Genomic DNA, 18,768 nt, shown 5'->3' with positions numbered 1-18,768 from the left:
ACGCAAACCCTGGGGTCAGACCCGGCGGGTCTGACCCCGGCCCTTGCCGTTGGGTGAAAGACATCCGACGGTGTTCTGACAAGTAATAAAAAAGCCGGGCCACGCGGGCCCGGCCAATTTTAGACGAATACGAACAAGCGTGCAGTTCGCCGTCAGTGCTTGCGCTTGCGCATCTCGTCCTCGAACCAGCGCGGGTGGTGCTTGCGCGCCCAGCCGTAGGTGACGGTGCCGCGGATCATGGCGCCCATCGAGCCCTTGATCCAGATGCCGGCATACACGTGCACGATGATCGAGAGGATGATCACGAACGCGAAGAACGCATGCAGCAGCGAGGCCACGCGGATCACGTCGATCGCGAACAGGTGCGAGAACCAGGCGCGCCACATCACGATGCCGGTCAGCAGCAGGCCCACCATCGACACGATCAGCACCCAGAACAGCAGCTTCTGGCCGGCGTTGTACTTGCCGATGCGGGGCAGTTTCTCCTCGCGGTTGGCCAGCACGTCGTCCATCTGCTTGAGCCACTGGCGGTCCGTGGCGTCCAGGAAGTTGTGGTGCCAGAAGCGCAGCACCAGCACCAGGAAAGACACGAACATCACGATGCCGATGAACGGATGCAGGATCCGCGTCCACTGGCCGCCGCCGAGGAACACCGCCATCCACGACATCGCCGGGTGGAACAGGGCGAGGCCGGAGACCGCCAGCAGCACGAACGAAATCGCCGTGATCCAGTGGTTGGTCCGTTCGTTCGGCTTGTACCGCTCGATCAGCGGGTAGCCTTCCTTGTCCCGCAGTTTTTCATCGTGCTTCAGGCTCTCATCATGATTCATGACGTTCCTCCGCTATGCGTTTCGCATCGTGCAGGGCTTCCTCTTCTTCCTTGCGGCTGACCTCGTTCGGCCCGACGCGGGTGTAGTGGAAGAAGCCGGCCAGCGCGGCCGCGGCCATGCCGGCCAGGGCCAGCGGCTTGGTCAGGCCCTTCCACGCACCCACGACGGGGCTGATGGAAGGATTGTTGCGCAAGCCGCTGTACAGCGCCGGGCGGTCGGCGTGGTGCAGCACGTACATCACGTGCGTGCCGCCCACGCCGGCCGGGTCGTACAGGCCGGCGTTCTGGTAGCCGCGCGACTTCAGGTCCTCGATCCGCTCGGCCGCGTGCGTCTTCATGTCTTCCTTCGTGCCGAAGACGATCGCGCCGGTCGGGCAGGTTTTCACGCAGGCCGGTTCCTGGCCCACGCCCACGCGGTCCGAGCACAGCGTGCACTTGTACGCGCGGTTGTCCTTCTTCGAGATGCGCGGCACGTCGAACGGGCAACCGGTCACGCAATAGCCGCAGCCGATGCAGTTTTCCTGGTGGAAGTCCACGATGCCGTTGGTGTACTGCACGATCGCGCCAGGTGCCGGGCAGGCTTTCAGGCAGCCCGGTTCCTCGCAGTGCATGCAGCCGTCCTTGCGGATCAGCCACTCCAGGTTGCCGTCGTTGTTCTCGTGTTCCGCGAACTTCATCACGGTCCACGATTGCGGCGTCAGGTCGATCGGGTTGTCGTACACGCCGGTGGTTTCACCCACTTCATCCCGCAGGTCGTTCCATTCCGAGCACGCCGTCTGGCAGGCCTTGCAGCCGATGCATTTCGATACGTCGATCAGCTTGGCGACCGTGCCGGTGACCGGCTCGCGGGCAACCGGCGGCTGCACCGTGGTGGCCGAGATGCGTTTGATGTCCAAAGATTGTAATGCCATGATCTTTCCTTATCCCCGCTTAAGCTTTCTCGACCTTCACCAGGAACGACTTGAATTCCGGTGTCTGCGAATTGCCATCGCCCACGACGGGAGTCAGCGTGTTGGTGAGATAGCCCGGCTTCGTCAATCCCTTGAAGCCGAAGTGCAGCGGGATGCCGACCGTGTGCGTGACCTTGCCGTCGATGGTCAGTGCCTTGATCCGCTTGGTGACGACGGCTTTCGCCGTGATCACGCCGCGTTTCGACGACACCTTCACCTTCTGGCCCGCCACCACGCCGATTTCCTTCGCCAGCGCTTCGCCGATTTCCACGAACTGTTCCGGCTGCGCGATCGCGTTCAAGCGGGCGTGCTTGGTCCAGAAGTGGAAGTGCTCGGTCAGGCGGTAGGTCGTCGCCACGTGCGGGAACTCCTTGTGCGTGCCCATTTGCGCGCGATCACCCGGGAATACGCGCGCGCCGGGATTCGACGTCGCCTTCGGGTTCTTCGGGTGCATCGGGTTGTAGCCCAGCGGGTTCTCGAACGGCTCGTAGTGCTCGGGGAACGGACCTTCGTTCATCTGGCCGCGGGCGAAGAAACGCGCCACGCCTTCGGCATTCATGATGAACGGGTTCATGCCGTTGGCCGGGTCTTCGTCCAGCTTGAAGTCCGGTACGTCGGCACCGCTCCACGTGGCGCCGTTCCAGCCCACCAGTTTTCGGGTCGGATCGAACGGCTTGCCCTGGGTGTCGCACGAGGCGCGGTTGTACAGCACGCGGCGGTTGGCCGGCCATGCCCACGCCCAGCCCAGCGTATTGCCGATGCCGGTCGGGTCGGAGTTGTCGCGGCGGCCCATCTGGTTGCCCGCGGCCGTCCAGCTGCCGGCGAAGATCCAGCAGCCCGAAGCCGTGGAACCGTCGTCCTTCAGCTGCGAGAAGGACGCCAGCTGCTCGCCTTTCTTCAGCAGCACCTTGGTCGGGTCCTTCGGATCGGTGATTTCCTTGAGCGCCTTGCCGTTGAATTCCATCGCCAGTTCTTCCGGCGTCGGATGGGCGGGCTGCGCGTACGGCCACGTAAGGTTCAGGATCGGGTCGGGGAACTTGCCGCCCTCGGTCTGGTACATCTTGCGCAGGCGCAGGAACAGGCCGGACATGATCTCGATGTCGCCCTTGGCCTGGCCCGGCGGCTCGGCGCCTTGCCAGTGCCACTGCAGCACCCGCGAGGAACTGACCAGCGAACCGCGTTCCTCGGCGAAGATCGCCGTCGGCAGGCGGAACACTTCCGTCTGGATCTTGGTCGGGTCGACGTCATGGAATTCGCCGTGCGATTTCCAGAACTCACCCGTCTCGATGGCCAGCGGATCCATGATGACGAGGTACTTCAGCTTGGCCAGCGCCTCGGTGACCTTCTGCTTGTTCGGCGCGGACGCCAGCACGTTGAAGCCCTGGCAGAAGTAGCCGGTCATCTTGCCCTGGTGCATCAGCTCGATCGTCTGCAGCAGGTCGTACGGCTTGTCCAGCTTCGGCAGGTAGTCGAAGGCCCAGTTGTTTTCCTCGGTGGCGGCATCGCCCCACCAGGTCTTCATGAAGCTGACGTGGAACTTCTTGTAATTGCTCCAGTAGCTCAGCTGGTTCGGCCGCAGCGGCTTCGGTGCACGCGCATCGATGTAGGCGTTGAAATCCTGTTCCTTGTCGAACGGCAGCGTCATGTAGCCCGGCAGCAGGTTCGACATCAGGCCCAGGTCGGTCAGGCCCTGGATGTTCGAGTGGCCGCGCAGCGCGTTCATGCCGCCGCCGGCGATACCGATGTTACCCAGCAACAGCTGGACCATCGCGCCCATGCGGATGGTCTGCGCGCCGGTGGAGTGGTGCGTCCAGCCCAGCGCGTACAGGATCGTGCCGGCGCGGCCGGGCACGGCCGTGGACGCCAGCGTCTCGGCAACCTTGTAGAACTGTTCGGGCGACACGCCGCACACCTTCTGCACCATCTCGGGCGTATAGCGGGCGTAGTGCTTCTTCATCAGCTGGTACACGCAGCGCGGGTGCTGCATGGTCGGGTCGACCTTGGCGTAGCCGTCCTCGCCGATCTCGTAGTTCCAGCTCGACTTGTCCGAATACTTGCCGGCGGTGGCGTCGTAACCGGAATAGATGCCATCTTCGAACGCGAAGTCTTCGCGCACGATGAAGGACATGTCCGTGTAGTTGCGGACATATTCGTGCTGGATCTTGTCGTTCGTGATCAGGTAATTGGCGATCGCGCCCAGGAACACGATGTCCGTGCCGGTACGCGTGGCAACATAGTAGTCCGCCACGGACGCAGTACGGGTAAACCGCGGGTCCACCACCACCAGCTTGGCCTTGTTATGTGCCTTGGCTTCGGTAACCCATTTAAAACCACAGGGATGCGCTTCGGCGGCATTACCGCCCATCACCAGAATCACGTCGGCATTTTTAATGTCGACCCAGTGATTCGTCATCGCACCACGGCCAAACGTCGGGGCAAGACCTGCCACCGTCGGACCGTGTCAAACACGCGCCTGGTTATCGAATGCGAGCATCCCGAGACTGCGCACAGTCTTGTGGGTGAGGTAGCCGACTTCGTTGCTGGCGGCCGAGGCGGCCAGGAAACCGGTGGTCAGCCAGCGGTTGACGGTCACGCCATCCGCGTTCTTCTCGATGAAGTTGGCGTCGCGGTCTTCCTTCATCAGCTTGGCGATGCGGTCGAGCGCGTCGTTCCACGAGATCTTCTGCCATTCGGTGCCGCCCGGTGCCCGGTATTCCGGCTCCTTCAGGCGGTTCGGCGAGTGGATGAAGTCGATCAGGCTGGCGCCTTTCGGGCACAGGGTGCCGCGGTTGACCGGGTGGTCGGCGTCGCCTTCGATGTGGATGATGCTGGCGGCGGCGTTCTTCGAGCCATCGCCCAGGCCGTACATCAGCAGGCCGCAGCCCACGGAACAATACGGACAGGTATTGCGGGTTTCGGTCGTGCGCGCCAGCTTGTACTGCCGGACTTCGGCCATGGCCGTAGCCGGCATGAAGCCGAGCGCCGCGATACTCGAACCCGCGATGGTTGCGCCAGTAACCTTCAGGAACTGGCGCCTTGACATCTGGTTCATGGAATCCTCTGTAAGGAGTTTATTTGCTTCGCCAGGTGATGTTATCACTGCGAAGCAGGTATTTTCGCAGTGAAACTCAACGGGACAAGCCATGAAACGACGAACTACGTGTTATTACTTATCAAGGCCAAGCCGAATACTTGACGAATAAGCTTTAAATTAGTCAAAAAACAAAGAGATTTAAATAAAATGAGAAGCATTCTCATTCAAGGATTGGTGCAAGCCGCTTACCTTCATTCGCGTGCCATTCCTGTTTGATTTACTTCTGGTTCATTTCCAGCTGCGCATATTCCCTGAAACCGGGGTCTGACCCTAATGCCGCTTGGTTAAGCGTTATTCAACCCATTGAAAGCGCATGCATTCACCCCCACGGCGAAGGGCTGGGGTCAGGAGGGAGTCCTGGCATGCATGCCAGGACCGTTGCGCAGGCGCGAAGCATGCTTCGCGAAACCCCTGCTTCACCCCGCCGGGTCTGACCCCGGCATTTGTACTTGGGGTGGACTTATCCAAGCGGCATTAGGGTCTGACCCCGGTGCCGGGAAATGTTTCTGCCGGTGATGCACGGCCGGCCACCGCTCTCCGCCGGCGCCGCGGGCTTGTGGCATCATGTGCCCCTTGTTCCACGCCAGCGCCACAACCATGGTCGACCATTCCGCCCCCACTTGTCCCACCGCCTTCGGGCAGGAACCGCCTCCCGCGACGGAGCGGCGCGGCGTGCTGCGCGTGCGCGACGGCACGGCGGAGGAGACCGAGGACATGCTGGCGGACGAAGTGCCCGTGGCGCTCGTCTACAACGGCATCTCCCATGCGGTAATGATGGCCACCCCGGCCGACCTGGAGGATTTCGCGCTCGGCTTTTCGCTGACGGAGGCGCTGATCGACCACCCCGGCGAGTGCTACGGCATCGATATCGAAGCGGGCCCGGCCGGCGTGGCCGTGCAGCTGGACATCGCCAGCCGGGCTTTCGTCGCGCTCAAGGAGCGGCGCCGTTCGCTGGCCGGCCGCACCGGCTGCGGCCTGTGCGGCGTGGACAGCCTGGACCAGGTGTACCGCACCTTGCCGCAACCGGCGGGCGCGGCGATGCTGGCCGGCGGGGCGGTGCGTGCCGCGCTGGCGGCCTTGCCGGAGCGGCAGGCCCTGAACCGACTGACTGGTGCGACGCATGCAGCGGCCTGGTCCGATCCGGAAGGCCGGCTCGCGGTGGTCCGCGAAGACGTGGGCCGCCACAACGCGCTCGACAAGGTAGTGGGCGCGCTGGCCCGCGATCCCGCATTGCGCACGGAGGGCGGCTTCGTCGTCGTCACCAGCCGGGTCAGCGTGGAGATGGTGCAGAAGGCGGCGATGGCCGGTGCGGCCGGCATCGTCGGCGTCTCCGCCCCGACGGCCGCGGCGGTACGCATGGCCGCCGGAGCAGGGCTGGTGCTGCTGGCATTCGCCCGCGGCGACCGCTTCACGTGCTATGCCGGGCGGGAGCGGCTGGCGCCCTGACCAACTGGTCCAGCCCGCCTGCATGATCAACCCGGCAAGCGGCCACATCGGAGCCTCCGATTCGTCACGGCGCGCCGGATGCCTGCCGCCGGCTTCCTGCCGTGCCCGCATGCAAGGGGCGCAGGCTGACACGCTTGTGGGATGTACGCTGACGCGGCGGCGCAGCGACTCTTGGTTAAATGGTGGCGAGGAATCCCATCATGGAAAAACACCACACCAGCGGCCCTGCGCCGCACTACACGCTAGGCCTCGAGAAAGTCGAGATCGATGACGTGCTCGATGCCTGCGGGGTGGTCGGCGCGGTATTGAAAGCCGTCGCACCGGACTTGAACACGCGTTCCGCGGCACGCTTGCTGGCCGAAGCCACGCGTCTCGAATACCACAACGAACCGCTGACACGCTCCATCCTCGTCGAGGTGGCGCGCGCGCTGCAGCGCCGCGAAACCCAGTAGGCGGCCGGGGGACGGTCGCTGGCGGCCGATGGCAGGTGATCGACCGTGAGTATGCGGCGCCGAGATCCAATTGCCACTTCGTTAAGCGACACATTGAGAGCGCATGCATTCACCCCAACAGCGAAGGGCTGGGGTCAGACCCGCCGGGTCTGACCCCGGAATTTGCATCTGGGGTGGGCTTTTCTAAGCGGTATCCGGCATCGATATGCGGCAAGGCATCCCGAGGTCCCGGTCCCGGTTCACTGTCCGTCAGCCACTGTCCACCATTCACCGTGTGCCCTGTCCGGAACCGGACAGCAGGGTGACCGCTTCCGGCCGCCGGGCGCGCTCCGGCACGCGGATGCACGCCCTGCTGCCCATGGCACGCAAGTTGCACAAGGCTCATCATTTCATTGGTACAGTGAAGGGATGGAGACAATGATGGCAACCTGCATGCGGTGCGGCCGATGAGCGCGCGCCTGGCTGGACAATTTTTCCGCACGGGCTGGCGCACGCTGGCCGCCAACCCGTGGCAAAGCCTGGTCGCGGTGGGTGGGCTCGCGCTCGGCCTCGCCGTGTTCGCACTGCTGAGCGGCTTCGTGCGCCACGCCTGGAGCGTCAACGCCCATTTGCCCGATGGCTTGTACATCGTCAAGCAGCGCGACAATACCGCGCCGCAGGCACCGTGGTTCGACCAGGCGCCGATGGCGCTGGCGCGCACCGCGGCGGCGCTGCCCGGTGTGGCGGGCGCCGCGGTGCTGGTGCCGCTGCGTCCCGAGATGAAAGGGCTGGCCGCGCGCGCCGGCGACCGGCTGGTACCCCTGCAGGGCCTGACAGTCCTGCCGGGCTTTGCCGGCATGCTGGGCTTGCGCGCCGTGAACGGCGACGTGGAAGCGGCGCTGGCGCGGCCGGACGGCATCGTGCTGACCCGCGCCGCCGCCCTGCGCCTGTTCGATACGGCCGATGCCGTCGGCCGGATGCTCCGTGCGGAAGGGCAGGTGCTGCGGGTGGCGGCCGTGCTGGAACCCCAGGAAGGCCCGACCACGCTGCCGTTCGATGCGCTGACCGGTGTCGCCAGCGCCATCGTCGAGCCGGCGATCCGCGAGGAGATGCTGACGGGGCGGCAGGGCTGGCCCGGCAAGGTGCTGCTGCGGCTCCGTCCTGGCACGTCGCCGGAGTCCGTTGCCGCCGCGTTGCAGGCCGCCGTGGACCACCTGCCCGGCATGCAGCGGCACGCGCCGGACGTGCTGGCCCGGCTGGCCGGCCGCAAGCCGCTGGAACTGGCGCTGGCCTCCCTGCGCGATGCGTATTTCGACCATGAACTGGGCAGCAACTTCCTGTGGAGCGCGGGCCAGCGTGCCAACCCGGCGCTGGTGGCCGGCCTGGGCGCCGTGGCCCTGCTGATCCTGGCGCTGGCCGGTGCCAACTACGTCAACCTCGCCGCCGTGCGGGTACTGCGCCGGCAGCGCGAACTGGCCGTGCGCAAGGTGCTGGGCGCCCGGGCCCGCGACATCGCGGCGCAATGCGCGGCCGAAGCCGTGACGGTGACGCTGGCCGCCACGGTGCTCGGACTGCTGCTCGAGTGGCTGGCGCAGCCCGCTTTCGCGGCGCTGGCCGCGCGCGAACTGCCCGGCATGCTGTCCGCGGGCCACGTGGCGGCCATGCTGGCCACCGGCATCGTGCTCGGTTGCGCGGCCGCCGTCTATCCCGCCTGGCTGGCCGTGCGCGTGCGGCCCGACCGCGTGCTGTCGGGCAAGCCGGATACCGAATCGTCCGGCGCGGCGCGCACGCGGCGCGTGCTCACCGTGCTGCAACTGGCGGTGGCGATGGGCGTGGCCGGCGTGGCGCTGGCGATCGCGTGGCAGACGCGCTATGCGGCGCAGGCTGCGCCCGGTTTCGATCCCGGCCCGCTGACGCTGGTCGACGTGCCGGAGCAGGTGCGCTTCTCGGAGAAGGCGCGCGGCCTGATGGCGGCGCTGGCTGCGCAGCCCGGCATCGATGGGGTGGCCGTGTCGCTCGACGCGGTGGGCCGCAGCGAGGACACCATCGGCCGCACGTTCCAGCGGCCGGGCGGGCAGGGCGCCGCGCTCGACGTGCGCTGGGTCGGTAACAACTTCTTCACGCTGTACGGCATCCGCGCGGCGGCCGGCCGGCTGTTCGATCCGCGCCTGGACCGCGACGACGATCCGGCGCCACTGGTGCTCAATGCCGAAGCGGCACGCCTGCTGGGCTTCCGCGAACCAGCCCAGGCGCTGGGCCAGACGGTGCTGTTCCGCGACTGGGACGGCAAGACGGCGCCGCGCCGCGTGATCGGCATCGCGCCGCCATTGCGCTTCCAGTCATTGCGCGAACAGCCGCGGCCCATCGCCTTCGAACTGTCCACCGCCGGCGCCACGCTGACCGTGCGTTCGTCGCTGCCGCCGGCGGAGGTGGATGCGATGGCGCGCCGCCTGTGGCCCCGCGCCTTCCCGGACGCGCTGCCGCGCATCCACCGCGCCGGCGATATCCTCGCCCTCAACTATGCGGACGACGCGCGCCTGGCGCGGCTGCTGGCCATCGCCGCCGGCGTGGCGCTGGCGCTGGCCGCCGCCGGGTGCTATACGCTGTCGGCCCACACGGTGCAGCGCCGGGCCAAGGAAATCGTGCTGCGCAAGCTGCATGGCGCCACCGGGGGCGCGGTCGGGCTGCTGGTGCTGCGCGAAACGGGTACGCTGGCCCTGCTGGGCGCCTTCGCCGGGCTGCCGGTGGCGGCGCTGGTCATCGAGCGCTACCTGGCCGGCTATGTCGAGCGGGCGCCGGCCGGGCAGTGGGCCTTGCCGTGCGCGCTGGCGGCCACCGCGCTGGTGGCGCTGGCCGCCGCGGCGCGGCATGCATGGCTGGCGATGCGGGTGGCGCCCGCGCAGGCGCTGCGGGGGTAATCGAGCGCCGCAGCCGCCCGATCCATCCGCCAGGAAGCCATCACCTAGCGCAACGGCAGGCCAGTATTGCTGTCGATGCGCGTCGGTCCAAGATGGACGGAAACTGCGGTTGGCCCGACATCCTTGCCGATGTCCAGCTGCGCCATTCGGCCCAGGACTGCGACCACATCCTGGCTCGTCGCACCGCCGTCGAACTGCATTTCAAGATCGACAGTGACACCCCCGGCGCTGTCACTCGTCACGGATACCATGTTGACGGCCCGGGGAAGCGTGACCAGCGTGCGTTCGAGCGGACTTGTCAGCGTTTCCTCGACGTGTCCAGGAGAACTGCCGCTCACCACATACTGGACCAGGACCACGAGTGCCGGCGGCTGCCCGGCGACGGCCATCTCCGTGGTCGCAAGCATTGCCATGGCCAGGGGTATATTTCGTGTTGACAGCAAGAGGATCTCCTTTTTGTTCCGTAGCGTCGTCACACACGGGTGTCGACAGAGAAAACCGGACCGTGCCAATCGTCGTTGGCAAGCACGGCCTTATTGTGCTGATCCGGCCATTGCTTATCCAGTAGCTTTGCCCAAAAGCACAGGGCAGCGCCATTCTGTTCGAGAACCCGAATTTCCCAGCGAGCGGGAGTCTGGTCCATGATGGCCTGCGCGGCGAGCCCGCCTATCCCTCGCCCTCGATATTTTCTGACGATAAAGAACTCGACGATGGCACGCGTGTTTCCCTGTACATATACCTCATCATTGGTCAGCGCAAAGCCTGCCCACTTGCCGTCGACAGCAATGACATATGCCGACCAGTCCGGCCTGATCCAGAAGCAGTCGAGATCGTGGTAACCATATTCGCCGTGTTCATCCAGATCGGTCCCGTCGATCTCGGAGAAGTCGTGCTGATAGAGCTCCATTAGATTTCTGACGATCAGGCGTTCTTCCAGGCGTGCAGGTCGGGTTTCAATCATCGGGGATATATCAGGAGAGTAATGGAAAGAAGCATGTGATGTCCGGCGCAGCGTCCGGGCCGTCGTCATCTTCGTCGACTGCGTCGTGCTGGCGGCGACAGGAGGCGCGGCTCAGCACTTCGCCAGCGCCCGCTCCCCGGTTTCCACCGATGCCTGATCCATCAACGCCAGCGAGTAAAAGCGATCTCCGCCACTCCCCGGCAGCGGGTCGGCCCCGCGCTTCCACCCGAACGACTCATACAGATGAATCGCGGCATCCATCCCGCCGCAAGTCTCCAGTTGCAGTTCGGTGAAACTCCGCTTGGCTGCCGCGGCTATGGCCTCGGAGAGCAGGGCGCGACCGATGCCGCGCCCCTGCATGGCCGCATCGACGTGGAAGCCGAACAGCTTGGCGCAAGCTGCGCTGCGGCGCTGGATCACCAGGCAGCCCACTACCTTGCCCGCAATGTCCGCCACCAGTTCGATCTCGTTCGGCGAGCCGGGCTGGCCGATGGCGCCGATGGCGGCGTCCAGCGTGTCGAAATCCGCCACGAGGCCGAATGACGCCAGGGATTTGCGCACGACCGCTCTGGCATCGAAGTTATCGGTGGGACGTGCTTTGCGGATATGCATGACGAGATTGGCGTTTGCTAAAACGACAATTCTATGCGGAAATGCCGCTGCCGTCGACCATGCACCGGCCGACAAGGGGCGAGCTACGCACCCAGCACTGCCAACCCATGTTCCCCGTTGCTAGGCTGTATGAAACGATGTTGTGCCTCTCGGGACAGGCGACCGGTCAGCCGCTAAGCCTTCTCCCGCTGCCCCAGCAATTCGGCGGCGGCATGCACCAGCGTGGCCGGCCCCACGGGTTTCGGCAGATGGTCGGTATAGCCGGCCCGCAGCGCCCGTTCCCGCTCGCGGGGGCCGGCCATCGCGGTCAGCGCCAGGGCCGGCAGCGCGCGGCAGTTGGGTAGCGCGCGCACCTTGCGCAGCAGTTCGAAGCCATCCATGCCGGGCATGCTGATATCGCTGATCAGCAGGGCGGGGCGCACGCTGGCCACTAGGTTCAGCGCGCCGATGCCGCTGCCGGCCGTGTAGACGCGCGCGTTGGCGGCGACCAGGGCACGCTTCAGCACATCCAGCGAATCGGGCTGGTCGTCCACGGCGACGATCACCGCGCCGCCCAGGTCCACCGCCTGCGCCGGCGCCGTATCGTGCCCGGCCGTGCGCGGTGCCGCGAAGGTGGACAGCGGCAGCGCCACCGTGAATGCCGCGCCGCGCCCGGTGCCGGCGCTGTCGGCGCGGATCGTGCCCCCCTGCAGTTCCACCAGCTGGCGCGCGATCGACAGGCCCAGCCCGAGGCCGCCATGCAGGCGCGTGGTCGACGCGTCGGCCTGGCGGAAGCGGTCGAACACGTGTGGCAGGAACACCGGATCGATGCCGGCGCCCGTATCGGCCACCCGGATCATCGCGTGGCCGGGTTGGTCGGCGGCGCCGGCCAGCGTGACGGTGATGCGGCCGCCCGGCTCGGTGAACTTGACGGCGTTCGACAGCAGGTTGCCCATCACCTGCTGCATGCGCGCCGCGTCGGCCAGCACGGGGCCGGCCTGGCGGTCGATGTCGGTGGTCACCACGATGCGGCGTGCCAGCGCCATCGGCCGGATCGCATCCACCGAGGCGGCTACGAATTCGGCCGGCCAGATGGGCGCCGGTTCCATCTGCACCTTGCCGGAGACGATGCCGCTCATGTCGAGCAGGTCGTCGATCATCTGCACCTGGGCGCGGGCGTTGCGTTCGATGGCCGCCAGGCCGCGCTGCAGCGTGGCTTCGTCCTTGCCGCCCTGCTGGAGCAGCTGGGCCCAGCCCAGCACCGCGTTCAGGGGCGTGCGCAGTTCGTGCGACAGCGTGGCCAGGAATTCATCCTTCAGGTGCGACAGCCGCTCCACCTGCAAGCGCGCCTCGTGTTCATCCAGAAATTGCGAGCGGCGTTCCTCGGCGGTGGCCAGCGATGCCGCGAGCACGTGGGTGCGCGCCTCCAGGCGGGCATCGTAGACGGCGACGATCAGCGCGATGGTGAGGATGCCGGCCGTGCCGATGGCGACCAGCACCGCCAGGTTCACGCCATCGACACCTTCGCTGGCGGCCAGGCACACGCTGCCGGCCGGGAAACTGGCGGCCGCCATGCCCGTGTAGTGCATGCCGGCGATGGCCAGCCCCATCACGATGGCGGCGGCGGCCTGGATCAGGCTGGCCCGCGGCGTGCGCTGGCGCAGCCGGTAGGCGATCCACAGGGAGCCGGCGGCGGCGCCGATGGCCAGCGCCACGGACGCCGCGAACGCCAGCGGATCCCAGACGATCCCGGGCGCCATGCGCATGGCGGCCATGCCGGTGTAGTGCATGCCGTTGATGCCCAGGCCCATCAGCAGCGCGGCCACGCCGAGGCGGCGCGCCGAGACGACGCGGTGGCGCAGCTGCCATAGGGCCAGCCCGGTCACCACGACCGGGAGCAGCAGCGACAGGCCGGTGATGCCCAGGTCGTAGCCGAGCGGGATCGGCAGCCGGAAGGCCAGCATGCCGATGAAATGCATGGCCCAGATGCCGGTGCCGAGCGCGAGCGCGCCGCCGGCCGTCCATCCGGCCGCGACGATGCCTTGCGAACTGCGCACGCGGTCGGCCAGGCTCAACCCCGTGTAAGCCGCGAAGATCGCCACCGCGATCGAGACGGTGACAAGGATGGGATGGTAGTAACCGCTGAGCATGATTCCGTTGTGCCGATGGGCTGTCGTCACTATACCGGAGTCGGCGAAACAATGAGGACACGAAAGGCATGACCGGGTGGCACGCGAGCCACGGTCGCGGCGGGGCTTCCCGCCGCGCCGCGCCGCGTCGGTAGATCAGGCAGGGGAAGGCAGTGCCTTCGCATCGGCGCAGTATGCCCGGCCGCGGTACGCGAACCAGTCGAAATCGGCGTGCAGGCGCGCGCCGGACATGTCCTGGCAAGCCATGCCGACGAAGGCGCCGGTGAAGTTCGGCTGGCCCGGGGCGTTGGCTTCGTCGGACAGGATGCTGGCATCGAACTGCTGCGGCAGCCATTGCCAGGCGGCGTCCGGCCCGTCGTCCGCCGGGCGCCAGCCGAACAGCAGCCGTTCCTCGTCCACTTCCACGCGCAGCTCCACCGGCCCGCTTGCCGGCAGCGGCACGGGCAGGGTGAAGGTATCGGTCTGCACATGGTTGGGCAGGCTGCTCATCACGCGCAGGTGCCGGCCGACCGTGTCGTCGTGGGTGATGTACAGGTAGTGGAACTTGGCGGCGTTGTAGTAGCACACCAGGCCGGCCTGCTGCTGGTAGTGCTCCGGCGCGAAGTCGATCACCGTCGCCGCGCTGAAGCAGTGCGACTGCTGGCGCCGCGCCACCAGCGCCTGGCGGAACGTGCTGCCCAGGCTTTCGCGCCCATGCAGGCGCAGGTGGCCCGGCCGGGCCTCCAGGGAAAACAGCTCGTCGGGCCACGGCGAACGCAGCCACTGGAAATCGATTGGCAGGGCGGCGCCATCGAAATCTTCGCGCACCGGCGCTGGCGCGAAACGGTGCTCCGGCAGCGCCGGCACGGGGGCCTGCAGTGCCGGCATCCCGCTGCCGTCGACCGTGCGCAGCCAGCCGTCGTCGCCCCACGCCATCGGCTGGATGGCGGTCTCGCGGCCCAGCGTGCACGTGCCGCGGTTGCGCAGCGGGCGGCCGCACAGGTACACCATGTAGGTCTGGCCGTCCCGGGTCTCGACCAGGTCCGCGTGGCCGGCACGCTGCAGCGCAGCATCCGGCCGCTGGCGCGAGGTGAGGATGGTCACGTCCGGATGCAGTTCGTAGGGTCCCAGCAGGTCGCGCGAGCGCGCCATCGTCACCCCGTGGTGCCAGCCGGTGCCACCCTCGGCGGTGAGCAGGTAGTAATAGCCGTCGCGCTGGTACAGGTGCGGCGCCTCGGTCAGGCCATGGGCGGTGCCCGGGAAGATATTGGTGCGGCGGCCGACCAGGCGGCCTTCGGCCACCGAATATTCCTGCGCCACGATGCCGTTGAAGCGGTTGCCGCCCGGGCGGTGGTCCCACAACTGGTTCAGCAGGTACTTGCGGCCGTCCGTATCGTGGAACAGGGAAGGGTCGAAGCCGCTGCTGTTCAGGTACACGGGATCGGACCACGGGCCGTCGATGGCCGGGCTGGTGACCAGGTAATTGTGGAAGTCGCGCAGCGAGGCGCTGCCCGTGGCGCCGCCGGTGGAGGTGCGGCCGTAGCGCTTGACGTCCGTGTAGATGAGCCAGAACAGGCCATCGGCGTACGTCAGGCATGGCGCCCACACGCCGCAGGAATCGGGCGCCCCCAGCATGTTCAGCTGGCTGGCGCGCGTCAGCGGCCGGGTCAGCAGGCGCCAGTTGACCAGGTCGCGCGAATGGTGGATCTGCACGCCCGGGTACCATTCGAAGGTGGAGGTGGCGATATAGTAATCGTCGCCCACCCGCACGATCGACGGGTCGGGGTTGAAGCCGGGGAGTATCGGGTTCTGGATCATGCTTTGAGGGGATTCATGGGTTGCGGCGCGGGTTCGCGCACGAGGATCCACAGCAGGGCGGCGGCGACCAGGTCGAGCACGGCCAGGCTGACGAAGAACGGCGTATAGCCGACGCTGGCCATCAGGCCGCCGATCAGCAGGGAAAAGATCAGCAGGCCCAGGTTGCCGAAGGTGCCGCACATGCCGGCCACGGTGGCCACCTCGTTGCGCTTGAACAGGTCCGACGACATCGTGATGACGGTGACGGAGAGGGTCTGGTGCGCGAAGCCGGCAAGGCTCAGCAGGGCGATCGCCGCATACGGGCTTTCCACGTAGCCCACGAAGGCCACGCCCATCATCATGCAGGCGCCCACCGTGAAGGCGCCGCGGCGCGCGTTGATCAGGCGTACGCCGCGCTTTTGCAGCCACAGCACGACGATCGGCCCGAACATGCAGCCCAGGTCCGCGGCCAGGAACGGCAGCCAGGCGAACATGGCGATCTGCGCCAGGTCGAAGCCGCGCACCGTGGTCAGGTACAGCGGCACCCAGAACGCCAGCGTGCCCCAGGCCGGGTCGGCCAGGAAGCGGGGCAGCGCGATGCCCCAGAAATTGCGCCGCTTGAGGATGCTGCCGACCGACGGCCGCTTGCCGTCGCCCTGCAGGTGCTGTTCCTGGCCGGCGGCGATGTGTTCCGCCTCGGCGGCCGACATGCGGCGGTGGCGCGCCGGCGCGTCGTACAGCAGAAGCCAGGCCGCCACCCACACGAGGCCCAGCGCGCCGGTGATCACGAACGCGGATTGCCAGTTGTAGTGCAGGATCGCCCACACCACCAGCGGCGGCGCCAGCATCGAGCCGAACGAGGCGCCGATGTTGTAGATGCCGCCCGCCAGGCCCCGTTCCTTGGCCGGGAACCATTCCGACACGGCCTTCATGCCGGCCGGGTTGGCCGATCCTTCGGCCAGGCCCAGCAGGCCGCGCAGGAAGGCCAGCGCCTGCCAGTTGGTGGCCATGCCGTGCGCCATGCAGATCAGCGACCAGGCCGTGGCGAACATCGCATAGCCGTACTTCAGGCCGATCACGTCCAGCACATAGCCGCACAGCGGCTGCAGCATGATGGCACCCTGGAACGCCGCCGTGATGTACGAATACTCCTGGGTGGTGATGTTCAGCTCGGTGAGCAGCGTGGGCGCGGCCACGGCCAGCGTGCTGCGCGTCAGGTAGTTGATGATGGCGCCGAGCATGACCAGTCCGATCATCCACCAGCGCAGTCCCCTAATTTTTTTAGTGTGCATGTTTGCGCAATCATGTCGAAGGAGTGCCACAATAACATGGCTCGGCGTCATTTTGGGCACCCATCTGGTTGCGCTATCGATGATGCATGGCACCATTTTCCATGAGTCCTGCTACCATGCGCGCGGCGCGGTGCGAGGGTACGGATCCGCGAAGAAAGGGGAAAGGACGAGCGGCATGTGCGTGAATTATGTGACGGTGAAACGGGACAGCCTGGCGCGCTTCGCCGCCCTGGACCAGAGAGTGCCGTTCGACCCGCGCGGCGAGTGGGAGCACGAAGTGTGGCAGGACTACGCGGCGCCCATCATCGTCGCCGCGCCGGAGGGCCGCCGCTGCCTGGTCGCCAGTTACGGCATGGTGCCGCAGCACCGCCTGGCGCCGGGCAGCCGCGCCTATTCGACGATGAATGCCCGCAGCGAAACCGTGGCCGAACTGGCCAGCTACCGCGACGCCTGGGCGCGCAGCCGCTTTTGCCTGGTGCCGATGGAGCGCTGGTTCGAGCCGAACTACGAAAGCGGCCGCCACCAGCGCTGGTCGATCGGCCGCGCCGACGGCGGGCCGCTGGCGGTCGCCGGCCTGTGGCGCGCCTGGGAAGAACCGGACGGGCGGCGCGTCTGCTCGTTCACGCAGCTGACCGTCAATGCCGATGCGCACCCGCTGCTGTCGCGCTTCCACCGGCCGGGCGATGAAAAGCGCGCGCTGGTGCCGCTGGACCCCGCGCTGTGGGATACCTGGCTGCGCTGCCGCGACCCCGAGGCCGCGCGCCGCATGCTGGTGCTGCCGGCGGATGGCTTGCTGGCGGCCGGGCCGGAGCCTGCGGCCGGCACCACTGATCCGCAGCCGGAATTGTTTTGAGTGTTTCGAAGGTTTGCCGGGACTTCGGCTCGTTACTCCAACGGCGGGAAGCTGGGGCCGGCCCCGGGCTGCTTGAATAAGCCAAACCCAAGTGCAGAATCAGGGGTCAGACCCGGCGGGTCTGAGGTGTACCGGGTTTCGTGGACATCCTAAACAAGAGACAATACGTCTCAGAGGAATCCATGACAACCAAGCCAGAAAAATCCCCATCTGAAGATGCTGCCGCCGAACGGCAGCATCGTTCTGTTTACACCAAACAATTCAAGCTTGCCGCTGTTGCTCGTCTTAACGATGGCAAACAGACGGCGGAAGCGCTGGCACTGGAGCTGGGCGTCAGGCGCAATCAGCTCTATAAATGGGCCAAGGCCCTAGAGCAAAAGGGGCCGGAGGCCAGCTTCAGTTCGCGAGGGCGTAAGCCGGCGAGCGAAGAAAGTGAGATCGTGCAATTAAAGCGTCAGTTGGCTCGCGCCCAGGAGGAGCTGGCCATCCTAAAAAAGTTCGACGCGTACTTGAAGCGACAGAAGCAGTGAAGTACGCCGCCATTGAAGAACTCCGCAATCACTTCCCTGTGAAAGCGCTGTGCCGCGTGCTGGAGATTAGTCGCAGCGGCTTTTATGCCTGGCGCTGCCGGCCACCTAGCCGACGTAGCCAGGAGGATCTCTCACTACGTGAGAAAATTCGGTGCCTGCACGAATCGAGTCACCAGGCTTTGGGAGCGGTGAAGACGTGGCACCAACTGAACAGCGATGGCGTAGAGTGTGGCAAGCATCGCGTTGCGCGATTACGCAAACTTGAGGGCATTGAGGCACTGCGCAAGGCAAAGTTTCGCGTCATGCGTGCCCATCAGCACACAGAGCCACCGGCACCGAACTTGCTCGACCGAGTTTTCACCGTGCCCTTACCGAACAAGGCATGGGTCAGTGACATCACTACCATCCACACCCGCGAAGGCTGGCTACATTTGGCCATTGTTCTTGACCTGTTTGCTCGCCGGATCGTTGGCTGGGCCATGAGCCCTCGTCAAGATGCAACGCTGCCGATTGCCGCGCTCCAGATGGCGATCGTGCAGCGCCGGCCGGCACCAGGACTAATATGCCATACCGATCAAGGCTCAGTTTATGGCTCAAAGGAGTATCGGAACGTGCTCGAGACGAACGACTTAATCCCAAGTATGAGCCGACGTGGAAACTGTCATGACAACGCTGTGGCGGAGAGCTTTTTCTCCACAGTGAAGAACGAAAAAACCCGCCACATCATCTTTACGACACGGGCCGAAGCGATCACTCAAATATCCGACTACATCGAGCTGTACTACAATCTGCGGCGGCCCCATCAAACGCTGGGGTACCGCAGCCCGATCGAAATCGAAAAACAGCATCAGATGCTTAATTGAAGCGTCTACGTAACCCGGGACATCTCAGTCTGACCCCAGCATTTCGCCCTTGGGGTAGCTGCCAGCGCTATTGGCACGCCAACT

The 18,768-nt window shown here is 66.1% G+C and carries 15 protein-coding genes; 6 read left to right on the top strand and 9 right to left on the bottom strand.

Annotation, left to right across the window (positions count from 1 at the left end):
* Positions 1-152: 152 nt before the first annotated feature.
* From EYF70_RS15235 to fdnG, 3 genes are read right to left on the bottom strand one after another with little or no spacing between them, the layout of a single operon-like run.
* The gene (locus EYF70_RS15235; protein WP_174800406.1) at positions 153-830 is read right to left on the bottom strand and encodes a formate dehydrogenase subunit gamma; all 678 of its coding nucleotides are present in this window, start codon (positions 828-830) and stop codon (positions 153-155) included.
* Entirely contained in the window at positions 820-1,740 is a 921-nt protein-coding gene (gene fdxH, locus EYF70_RS15230) for a formate dehydrogenase subunit beta (protein WP_131146172.1), read from the bottom strand. The genes EYF70_RS15235 and fdxH overlap by 11 nt, the downstream gene beginning before the upstream one ends.
* 19 nt (positions 1,741-1,759) lie before the next feature.
* Positions 1,760-4,831 carry a formate dehydrogenase-N subunit alpha gene (fdnG, locus tag EYF70_RS15225; RefSeq protein ID WP_165497680.1) on the bottom strand — a complete coding sequence of 1,024 codons (3,072 nt, stop codon included), beginning with the start codon at positions 4,829-4,831 and terminating at the stop codon, positions 1,760-1,762.
* A 639-nt stretch (positions 4,832-5,470) separates the two neighbouring features.
* Between fdnG and fdhD the strand changes: the two genes are divergently transcribed.
* The 3 genes from fdhD (at position 5,471) to EYF70_RS15205 (ending at position 9,668) form a co-directional block, all read left to right on the top strand.
* Complete coding sequence (fdhD, locus tag EYF70_RS15215; protein WP_131146169.1) at positions 5,471-6,319, top strand: formate dehydrogenase accessory sulfurtransferase FdhD; 849 nt, start codon at positions 5,471-5,473, stop codon at positions 6,317-6,319.
* A 200-nt stretch (positions 6,320-6,519) separates the two neighbouring features.
* Positions 6,520-6,771 (top strand): hypothetical protein, encoded by a 252-nt coding sequence (locus EYF70_RS15210; RefSeq protein ID WP_131146168.1) that lies wholly within the window; start codon positions 6,520-6,522, stop codon positions 6,769-6,771.
* Between the two features lie 446 nt (positions 6,772-7,217).
* On the top strand, positions 7,218-9,668 hold the full coding sequence (locus EYF70_RS15205; protein WP_229420876.1) for an ABC transporter permease: 2,451 nt from the start codon (positions 7,218-7,220) through the stop codon (positions 9,666-9,668).
* Between the two features lie 44 nt (positions 9,669-9,712).
* Here the strand turns inward: EYF70_RS15205 and EYF70_RS15200 are convergent, their stop codons facing one another.
* The 6 genes from EYF70_RS15200 to EYF70_RS15175 form a co-directional block, all read right to left on the bottom strand.
* Positions 9,713-10,111, bottom strand: coding sequence for a hypothetical protein (locus tag EYF70_RS15200; protein ID WP_131146167.1), 399 nt, complete (start codon positions 10,109-10,111; stop codon positions 9,713-9,715).
* 29 nt (positions 10,112-10,140) lie between these two features.
* Positions 10,141-10,629 carry a GNAT family N-acetyltransferase gene (locus EYF70_RS15195; protein WP_165497679.1) on the bottom strand — a complete coding sequence of 163 codons (489 nt, stop codon included), beginning with the start codon at positions 10,627-10,629 and terminating at the stop codon, positions 10,141-10,143.
* 111 nt (positions 10,630-10,740) lie between these two features.
* Positions 10,741-11,241 (bottom strand): GNAT family N-acetyltransferase, encoded by a 501-nt coding sequence (locus EYF70_RS15190; protein WP_131146165.1) that lies wholly within the window; start codon positions 11,239-11,241, stop codon positions 10,741-10,743.
* 173 nt (positions 11,242-11,414) lie between these two features.
* A complete protein-coding gene (locus EYF70_RS15185; RefSeq protein ID WP_131146164.1) occupies positions 11,415-13,370 on the bottom strand; it encodes an MHYT domain-containing protein in 1,956 nt (651 codons plus the stop codon).
* 135 nt (positions 13,371-13,505) lie between these two features.
* Complete coding sequence (locus tag EYF70_RS15180; protein WP_131146163.1) at positions 13,506-15,167, bottom strand: glycoside hydrolase family 43 protein; 1,662 nt, start codon at positions 15,165-15,167, stop codon at positions 13,506-13,508.
* Positions 15,164-16,402, bottom strand: coding sequence for an MFS transporter (locus EYF70_RS15175; RefSeq protein WP_229420875.1), 1,239 nt, complete (start codon positions 16,400-16,402; stop codon positions 15,164-15,166). Before EYF70_RS15175 ends, EYF70_RS15180 begins: the two co-directional genes overlap by 4 nt.
* A gap of 211 nt (positions 16,403-16,613) precedes the next feature.
* On the opposite strand from EYF70_RS15175, the gene EYF70_RS15170 reads away from it, so the two are divergent.
* From EYF70_RS15170 to EYF70_RS15160, 3 genes are all read left to right on the top strand, one after another.
* Entirely contained in the window at positions 16,614-17,291 is a 678-nt protein-coding gene (locus tag EYF70_RS15170; RefSeq protein ID WP_131146161.1) for an SOS response-associated peptidase, read from the top strand.
* 182 nt (positions 17,292-17,473) lie between these two features.
* Positions 17,474-17,821 carry a transposase gene (locus EYF70_RS15165; protein ID WP_131143854.1) on the top strand — a complete coding sequence of 116 codons (348 nt, stop codon included), beginning with the start codon at positions 17,474-17,476 and terminating at the stop codon, positions 17,819-17,821.
* Positions 17,818-18,684: an IS3 family transposase gene (locus EYF70_RS15160; RefSeq protein WP_165497552.1), complete on the top strand. Its 867-nt coding sequence runs from the start codon at positions 17,818-17,820 to the stop codon at positions 18,682-18,684. The genes EYF70_RS15165 and EYF70_RS15160 overlap by 4 nt, the downstream gene beginning before the upstream one ends.
* The last annotated feature ends 84 nt before the right edge of the window (positions 18,685-18,768 follow it).

This window comes from Pseudoduganella albidiflava, assembly GCF_004322755.1.
In the GTDB taxonomy this organism is placed as follows: Bacteria; Pseudomonadota; Gammaproteobacteria; order Burkholderiales; family Burkholderiaceae_D; genus Rugamonas; species Rugamonas albidiflava.
This window is presented reverse-complemented; position numbering and strand designations above follow the sequence as displayed.